This is a genomic window from Kyrpidia sp. (genome assembly GCF_023512215.1).
Taxonomy (GTDB): Bacteria; Bacillota; Bacilli; order Kyrpidiales; family Kyrpidiaceae; genus Kyrpidia; species Kyrpidia spormannii.
In genome coordinates this window covers 1-8,677 of sequence record NZ_JAILZZ010000076.1, presented here as the reverse complement: position 1 = coordinate 8,677, position 8,677 = coordinate 1, and the positions used below count along the sequence as shown (strand labels likewise).

Genomic DNA, 8,677 nt, shown 5'->3' with positions numbered 1-8,677 from the left:
GGTGTAAATTTGGCCCTCCCCAATTGACGAGGGAGCTACCGTGCGTGTCTTCTAGAGTGTGAAAAGCAAACTAGTAGGAGGTTACTCTTAAGCCCCGAAATTGGATTGGACAATCTCCGCTAACCATGTCATCATGAGATCATACTGGGCAGGAGGTTGTTCACATGGAACGACGCAAGTACTCGGAGGAGTTCAAGCGCCAAGTGGTGGAGCAAGTCCTCGCTGTCGGCAATGCCTCGGTCGTGGCCCGCAAGCATAACATCCATGATAGCGTGGTCGGTCGCTGGGTCCGCCAGGCCCAGGCCGGAAAAGGGAACTTCAAAACCCAGACTCCGGCTGAACAGCGGGAGCTCGACAAGGAAAACGCCCAACTGAAAAAGCTCTTGGGCGAGAAGGACCTGGAAATCGCCATTCTCCGTGACCTGCTAAAAAAAGCCAACCCTCACTTGCGGATCAAGTAGCCGTTGCGCACAAGTGGATCACAGCCGGGTACCCCGTGGGCCTCGTGCTGCGCATTGTGGGGGTCTCTCGATCCACGTATTACTTTCAGATCACCCATACGCCCAAACCGCACGCCAGAGCCGGCGGACGGCCTGCCCCCGGTTATTCGTGGACCCGTGAGGGCCGGAAGATCAGTGACGAACAAATCAAAGAGTGGATCATGGAGACGATCGCGGGAGAGGGATACGCCTATGGTTACCGCAAGCTGACCCACCTGTTGCGCCAGGAATACGACTTGGTGATCAACGAAAAGAAGATGTATCGCCTGTGCAAAGAGCTGGATGTCTTGCGCCCGCAGCGGCGAATTCGCCCGAAATATCCCAGGAAACTGGCTCAAAACCGGATGATTACCGCCCCCTATCAACTGTGGGAGGTAGATATCAAATATAGATATATCCTTGGGGAAGAGCGCTTCTTCTTTGTCCTGTCCTACCTGGACGTGTACGACCGTCAAATCGTCGGGTATCATATCGGACTGACCTGTGAGGCCCGACATGCCACGGAAACATTTCGGCCTGCCTTGTGGAACCGTCAACTCAACCGTCCGCCATTTCCCGTCGTTCGGTCCGACAACGGCCCTCAGTTTGTCAGTCATTTGTTTGAATCGGAATGTGAGCAGTTAGGGGTGGAACACGAGCGCATTCCGCCAAAAACCCCCAATATGAACGCCCATATCGAATCGTACCACCGCTTGCTGGAGGACGAATGCCTGTCCATCCATGGGTTTATCAGTTACGCGGAGGCTTACGAGGCGGTGGCGAACTACGTCCAACTTTATAACACCCAGCGTCTTCATTCCAGTCTTCATTACCTGTCCCCGGTGGAGTTTCACCGGCAACACCAAGAAACCGGGCTGCAACCGAAGCGTCTGGTCAAAGTCTGACGTGGCCGGCCCACGTACAAGTCGCCTTTGCCTTTAATGGCCAATGGCCAGCGTGAGGAGGGCGGTCAAGGGGGGCCGGGGGCCCAGCGTCAGCGGCCCTTGACGGCCCGACGAACGATGGCATTTGATCCCAAGGGCAAAGGCGAGAGAAAACCCGTGAATAAGCGTGAACGGTGGAGCATTTGTCCAAACTTAAGGGGTTAATCCGCCTTCCAGCCACTGTACACTGAACTGTCCCCAGTCCACCTGAGCCTGATACCCAGGTTCTGTTTCAAACCGGACTGTGGCTTTGCTTCTCACCACAGGTCGCAGAGGCTGCATGAACAGGCGTAACACCGTAATGCCCCCGGTATACCCACGTGCCCGGATCTCCTCTAAAATCACTCTGGCATTCACACATCCCTCCTCCATTCGCTGCTGAACATACTCCTTAAATGGGTCGAGCTTGCTTGGAGGCTGTTCAGTTCGTCTGTACTTTTCCGGTTCCCTTTTCTCTAACCATTTCCGAATCGTTTTGCGATCCCTCCCCAGTTCCTCCGCAATCTGAGTAATGCTCATGCCTCTTCGCCTCATCTCATGAATCATATAAAACTCCCCATTTCGAATCATGATTCCTCTCTCCTCCGCGGAGAGAGTCTGCAACGAAAGTGGGGAATTTTCAACTGATCCTAATGGGGATTTTATCACCGATCCTCACACAGCATCGTGGAGACCGCCAAGGAAAACGGGCTTCTCTACGAATATCTTCGGTACCTGTTTGAGCGGTTGCGCAACGTGGATATCAACGATGCCAGTGTCTTGGATAGACTGTTGCCTTGGTCGCCCGATCTGCCGGACTCTGTCCGCCGTCGACCATCCGGCGCCACGTAAACACCGAACTGAAGAGCAGGACCCATCACCTGGGTCGGGTGGGGCCTATTTAGCGTGCCCAAAAAGCCTACAGCCACCGGCCTCGTTTGACGCTTACGAGGGTCGGGCCTGAAGGCTCGTCCCCGGAAAGAGGGAATCCTCGTAAAATCTATGTGCCAGGATATCCTGATGCACGTCGCTAAGTCCGAGGCAGCCCTTCTGACGGAGGTACGACATGTGGTAACCAATCCACGTATATCAGACTGCCGACCGTCGACGATGGACAGGCCTTCGGGCCGGGCTCTTCACGGAAAAACAAAAACCACGGGGCCGGGTACTTGACAGCCTCGTTTATATCAGACTTAACAAGCAGTTTCCCAACCTGGTACTCTTTGAAGAATCCCATTACCATAGATTGGAGTTGATTTGGATGCTGAGATTCACGTATCATGTAGGCAAGATCATTTCTTTTGCATAGGTTCTGGTCTGGTTAACTCCAGTCTACCAAAAGATGAGGATGTTATGCTTCTCTATGACTCAAAAACCCTGTGAAATCAACGATCTACAGGTTCATATCGGGTGCGAAACTTGAGATACTCACCTTAGTACTGATTCTGTTGTATAAGTATCAACTATTTTTTGACAGCGATGGCACAATTGGGAGTGGTTTACATCCCAATCCCTTAACAATACTTCCCCACATGTACAAACTCGAACTTTTTTATCCAAAAAATCAAAGACAGGAATCTTATTGAAAATATGTTTTGCAACAAGCAAGTGTTTTATAGCGTAGTAATTTACCGGGCGTTTCTTGCCTCCTGGAACAGTACCAAGTAGTTCTATAATGTCCTTTTCCCGCCAAACTTTTACTTTTGAGTTCGCAGCTTGCGTCGACACTTTGTATATATCGTTGGCAATATAGCTAACGGAAAACGCGACCCGAGTTAATTTTTGGAGCTCATTAATGTTGCGTAAAGCAACCTCTAAACTATATGTTTTAGAAAATTCCTCCAAACCATTAGTAATTGCATCAACCGAAATCGCTTTGGCTGAGTAGTCGATTTCACTTTGACAGTCGAGAATATCTTTGCAAATACGGATTACATTTCGTGGCGAACCTTGAGCAAACATAGCGATTATACGATCAATGTTGTAATTCCGAAATTCCGTTGGTAGATTGCATATGCTCGAAAACGACGATACCCGCTTTTCGCTAAACGCCTGCAAACGTTTAGAAAGCATGGTCATTAGCTGGTCTGTCGTCCAAGATAAACTATATGGCTTGACGCGGTCAGGGCGGCCATTTTCAAAATAATAATCACGAAGAAAGTCGCGAAGGAAGAACTTGAAGGCAATTCCTGGCATCTCGAGTGTCTGCAAATCAAATAGAATTGGTTTTATAAACTGATAAGTAGTGGTAGACGTTCCAGTTAATTCCGTTTCATCCACCTTGTCAATTAAAATATAGATGCTTGGTCGCCCTAATTTTTGTGCGATTGACTTTAGTATACTTAATTGGTCCCGATAACTCCCTAAATTTCCTGCCGAAAGACTAAATCCGCGTATTTCACTCCCTTTTATTCCAATTGCATTCAACAAGATATTAATACCGAAGGATACCGGGCCAAGAAGTCGATTCCACCACTCTTTGGCTTTGTCAGTAATATTGGTGACCGATGCCACTGCATCTTTGATCTCGGATTTTTCAATTTCGGATAGATATTGGTTCACGAAAAGATAAACATAATGACGATCATCGGTGGTAAGCTTATCAACATTCTCGTTGTTAAGCAGTGCCAAAACACCGACTAACACTAGTCGAACGATATTCCTCATGTGATACCCTTGGTCAATATCACTCAACTGAATTCCTTGGGTATTGAATTTGTTATAAGTCAAACACAAAATTGGCTCGTGTTCACTAGTTAACTCAATTTTTCTTTTAAGAGCTGTCTTTCCTGCCCCCATCGGCGCAAATACAACCGTAGACTTCGGTGTTGTGATGTCACCCTTAACTGCCCTAAAAAAGGGGGGCTCAATGAAGTAGTCCTCTAATTTTTCCTCTTCGTCGGCATTAGTTTTAGCAAACGGATCCACTGTAAATCCAAGGGTTTTCAATAATTGATTGTAATGATTCACCGGCAGCACCGCCCTCTTGAGTAAGATCTGTCAACCTATACTTCTTCCTGATCGAGTCGAATTCCTCCCTAATATAGGATCTTCTGGGCAGATCATCGGCCGACTGATCCAACAAGAGAGAGTAACCGGGAGAGCCGTACGAATCCTGAGAGAAATCCGGGAGCAGGGATAGACCGGTTGCATCACCATCTTGCTCGAGTTCATACATCTCCTTCGTCCGGTTGTTGATCGTCAAGTAGAATTGGTTCTCCCGCACTTTTGGTGAGGCATGATCTTCTTCACCTTGGCCTCACACCCCATTTCGACAACTTTCGCTCGCAGGAGGTGGTATGCTGATCCTCGGTGAGGATGCATGGCTAAGAAACGTTTGTTCCCCGGATTTCATGTCAAGGAAGTACGATTCCAACCCACGCGCCTCGAAATCGTGCTCACTCCTGTTCGAAGCGCGGCTCGCTGCCCAAAGTGTCACCATCGGTCACAAAATATCCACAGCCCGTATATCCGGTCGCCTCAGGATCTCCCGATCAGTGGACGAGCCGTGCAATGGCGTATCGTGTCCCGGAAATTTAGACGACTTTGCAGATCTGCTAGAAATTCGGCAAGTTTTGAAATGACTCTCCCAATCTGTATAGTATCTCTCCCAATGCGTATCATTGCCTGTTCAAGTCTGTGCAAATCACTGAGGGTTGTTTCTATGATCCACGAATGAGTCACTACAGCACACAGCCTGTGAACCGCTCGATCTGCCAAAGACCAATCTTGTTCTAGAACCGCTAAGTGCAATACAGTCGCTATATCCCAATAGTCTCGTGAATTTAGTCCCCCCCTGCGTCCAACTGCAAAGTGAAGAACCGGGATCAGAGTTTTTAGTTCATTAAGTGCCTCAGCATCGCTTTTTTCAACAAGGAGAATCGCCAGGTTGATTCCCGGGTAGTAGTCCCTCGGATCTGCCTCAAATCCCTGTCTGTACCACATAATTGCTTCATTGAGAAAGCCTATTGCTTGAGGAGATTTTTGCATGTTTTGAGCTTCGTAGTACATATCTTTGTATACGCGAGCTAAAATTCCACACGTTTCTGGATTTGGCCCATAAACATCAATTACTCTTTTTAGAATATAGATTGCCTCACTGCGATCTCCCGGACCATTACGCCTATTCAGCGCAAGACACAGTTGTTCCTGAACTGTCCGGTGCTCCCGAAGAGACTTTGGAAACTTTCTGCACAACTGAATCATGTTCCCCCATGCCTGCAGGTCTCTGAAGGCTAACAGGAGGTCAATCAGCAATTCTGGAGGCGCTGCGTTAAAAGGATTCAGCTTGTTTTGGATTTCCATTAACTCATTGAGGTCGCCTAAAGAACGCGCACGCTCGATGTCAAATCGTGTTGCTTCTATGTACTTTACCCTATCTCGGAAGCTTTCTGTCACTTCATGTGGTAACTGTATTCCAGGAAACTGTGGAATCAATTGAAACAGGGGACTGTCACATATCTCCTCCTTCTGAGCTTCTACGAGTTTTTCAGTTAAACGCTTCCTGAATTCGTCGATTCCTGCATCATCAATGCGGCCGTCTTCATTAAGTCGATATGGAAGACCCCTCAATGGCCGAACGTCAAAAGGGAGAGAGGCATCCTGATTAAATATCATGATTGTCGCCCAAGGACGAGCGGCATGCCGAATCCCTAGTTCATAAAAAACATTTGGATTCGCCAGCGTCAGGTCCACTATCACGATTTCAGCCAACAGCAACCTCTCATACATAGGGGCATGAATAAATCCACCCAAGCGTTCCTCGTCGGCGCGGATAACGTCTAGATTTGCGTCCTGTACAGCCGGAATAATGGTTCTTTTGTATATATCGTCAAAGTCGATCTCTAGAGTTCCACTTGGATCCTTCTTTCTACCAAAAGGCATTGCTACAAAGACCAATGGCTTAATCCTCATACGATGGCCCCCCTTTTCTTGAGGTTTCAGCAGGTTAACTGAGGAATATTAGGGATTACCTAGAAAAAGATTTGTCCTCATTTCTTCAGTCCCCACGAAATGGAAGGTATATTTATTTGGAGTGCACATAAAATTTCAGTTCAAAAATAATTATCTATATCGCATCTCTTATCCATATATTTTTTTAGAGCAGGAATTATTTCCTTAGCAATGCTTTGCGGGGTGTCTTGATGCTTTCTCTGGTAATATTTCAATTCTTTCAAGAATAATGGCACATGTTCTCTAGGTACATCCTCCGAAATAACACTCATGATAAGTACATCCCGCCGTTCAGAGTGTCTGTTTAGAAAATTTCTGAGTTCTGTATTGCACCAAGTTGATTTGAGAAATTCTTTTGTAATCCAAAAAATGACCGCAGCTGAATCCTTTATTCCCTTTTGTATTGCCTCAACCAGAGATTCACCGTAATCAATACTAATTTTGTGAAACCACACTGGTAAGCCAGCACCATTAATAAATGGAATTAAGTCTTCTACTTCTGTTGTATTTCGTGTCGCATGACTTATGAATACGGGCATTTTATTCCCTAATGGATTCATTGAAACTTGTCTCGCTACAGTTTCTCTATCGGCGAACCAAAATAACCCGCAGTTGTTAATTAGCTCATCAACTTGATCTTCATGCGTCAGTGCAACTGTTTGAAATCTCTTACCACCAATTTCATGGCAGAGTTCCTGAAATGTTACATCAGGTCTGTAACGGAGACCTGCATTGCCCATCAACTCTTTCATTGTCTCTATTTGTCCCGTAATAGGCTCTTCATAGCTAACTACAATAAAAAACTCTAAATTATACGGATTATTATTAACAAATAAACTTACCATTTGTAACTGAGATGCATCTTGCTCTCGAAGAAGTCTCTGCAACACTGGAATGACAGGCTTTCTAACTCCATAATCGCATTCCCACACAAAATGTCTGTCTAGCTGTAGATCCATAAAATCCCTCCACTCAACTCTTCAATCTACCACATTAATTATTCTATTAAAAAATTCGATCGTCACCAAGAGACATTAGAGCCTAATTTCAGGTCTTTCACTGTTACCGCTATTCCATAATGGCTGAATGCTGACGGGATTGCCGGTCCAGAAATTGACGGATACAATGTCCATAAGTCTGGGAAAGGAAAGGGTACCTCCGTTTGAAAGGATACTGCTGTCACCCAGTATCCACAGAGGTACCCAACCACAATCACCTGTGATCATTGTATCAGATTTTGAGCTCGTTGAAACAGGTGTAGACGGGGTTCTTTGTTCGGAGTGCAGAATCGGTCCCCTGCCCGTGTTGTGAGGGGGCGCTTGGCGTGATTGGCAGTCGGCGTCGTGGATGTGTCCGGTCCTCAGGAGAGAAGATCCAGCTCATCATTCGCAGGCTTCGTTGTGGGCGTTGCAGGCGGATCCATCACGAGCTGTCGGACATCCTGGTGCCTTACAAACGGCATGAGGCCCTCAGCATCGAGGCCGCGGTGAGTGAACCGCCTGCGGAGCCTGTCGGGGTCGAGGAGTCCACACTGCGCCGCTGGCGGCACTGGTTCGCCATTTGGGCGCCTTACGCAGTCGGCTGCCTGAACGCCTTGGTCCATCGTTTCGGGTTTCCTGTGGAAAGCTCGTCCACTTGTCTACAGTCTGCACTCCGCCGGATCGGACGGCTGGTTGGGCATGCCTCCGGATGGCTGGCCCGAACTGTCCGCCCCATGGCCAATGCAAATTTGTGGGTACAGACCCGTTCGGCCTGTTTGTCCTCGACGCCCTCGGCTACTTTCAAGCTAATCCCTCATGAAAGAGGTGAAAGGCTTGAAAGACTGGAAGAAAGCGGAGGAGTTGGCGTCCGAGTGGAGCAGATGGTGTCGCCCCTTGGTGGAAGGTCTGGATGCGGCCAAGGCGCGGGAGATCCGTAAGCGTCAAACGGGGCTGGTGGTTATAGGCTTTCTGGGCACGCCAAATAGGCCCCACCCGACCCAGGTGATGGGGCCTGCTCTTCAGTTCAATGTTTACGTGGCGCTGGATGGCCGTCGGCGGACAGACTCCGGCAGATCGGGCGACCAGGGCAACAGTCTATCCAAAATATCGGCATCGTTGGTTTCACGTTGGGCAATCGTTCAAACAGATACCGAAGATATTCGAATGGATTCAGCCCGTTTTCCTTGGCGGTTTCCACGATGCTGTACACCGTCGCGCTGGCCTTCGCCCCTTTCGGGGTATTGGCGAATAACCAGTTCTTTCGGCCGATCACAAAGGGCTTGATCGATCGCTCGCTCCGGTTGTTGTCGATCTCCAACCGCCCGTCTTTCAAAAACGCCTC

Annotated in this window: 7 protein-coding genes and 3 pseudogenes; 5 read left to right on the top strand and 5 right to left on the bottom strand. The window is 48.1% G+C overall.

Annotation, left to right across the window (positions count from 1 at the left end; all coding sequences use genetic code 11):
• Positions 1-164: 164 nt before the first annotated feature.
• Positions 165-461 carry a transposase gene (locus tag K6T64_RS15625; protein WP_288010984.1) on the top strand — a complete coding sequence of 99 codons (297 nt, stop codon included), beginning with the start codon at positions 165-167 and terminating at the stop codon, positions 459-461.
• A 17-nt stretch (positions 462-478) separates the two neighbouring features.
• Positions 479-1,384: an IS3 family transposase gene (locus K6T64_RS15620; RefSeq protein WP_288010985.1), complete on the top strand. Its 906-nt coding sequence runs from the start codon at positions 479-481 to the stop codon at positions 1,382-1,384.
• Positions 1,385-1,576: 192 nt separating this feature from the next.
• Here the strand turns inward: K6T64_RS15620 and K6T64_RS15615 are convergent, their stop codons facing one another.
• Entirely contained in the window at positions 1,577-1,993 is a 417-nt protein-coding gene (locus tag K6T64_RS15615) for a helix-turn-helix domain-containing protein (RefSeq protein ID WP_288010983.1), read from the bottom strand.
• A gap of 96 nt (positions 1,994-2,089) precedes the next feature.
• Between K6T64_RS15615 and K6T64_RS15610 the strand changes: the two genes are divergently transcribed.
• Positions 2,090-2,254 (top strand): transposase domain-containing protein, encoded by a 165-nt coding sequence (locus K6T64_RS15610; protein ID WP_483306156.1) that lies wholly within the window; start codon positions 2,090-2,092, stop codon positions 2,252-2,254.
• 576 nt (positions 2,255-2,830) lie between these two features.
• Here K6T64_RS15610 and K6T64_RS15605 read toward each other — a convergent pair.
• Positions 2,831-4,372 carry an anti-phage protein gene (locus tag K6T64_RS15605; RefSeq protein ID WP_288010982.1) on the bottom strand — a complete coding sequence of 514 codons (1,542 nt, stop codon included), beginning with the start codon at positions 4,370-4,372 and terminating at the stop codon, positions 2,831-2,833.
• Positions 4,373-4,724: 352 nt separating this feature from the next.
• Here K6T64_RS15605 and K6T64_RS16940 point away from each other — a divergent pair.
• Positions 4,725-4,886, top strand: a pseudogene (locus K6T64_RS16940) (hypothetical protein); the annotation flags it as partial.
• Here K6T64_RS16940 and K6T64_RS15600 read toward each other — a convergent pair.
• Entirely contained in the window at positions 4,883-6,133 is a 1,251-nt protein-coding gene (locus K6T64_RS15600; protein ID WP_353737832.1) for a TRAFs-binding domain-containing protein, read from the bottom strand. The pseudogene K6T64_RS16940 and the gene K6T64_RS15600 sit on opposite strands and share 4 nt — an antisense overlap.
• Positions 6,134-6,456: 323 nt before the next feature.
• On the bottom strand, positions 6,457-7,314 hold the full coding sequence (locus K6T64_RS15595; protein WP_288010978.1) for a toll/interleukin-1 receptor domain-containing protein: 858 nt from the start codon (positions 7,312-7,314) through the stop codon (positions 6,457-6,459).
• Positions 7,315-7,664: 350 nt separating this feature from the next.
• Between K6T64_RS15595 and K6T64_RS15590 the strand changes: the two are divergent.
• Positions 7,665-8,273, top strand: a pseudogene (locus tag K6T64_RS15590) (DUF6431 domain-containing protein); the annotation flags it as partial.
• A 93-nt stretch (positions 8,274-8,366) separates the two neighbouring features.
• On the opposite strand, the pseudogene K6T64_RS15585 reads toward K6T64_RS15590, so the two are convergent.
• Positions 8,367-8,677, bottom strand: a pseudogene (locus K6T64_RS15585) (IS66 family transposase); the annotation flags it as partial.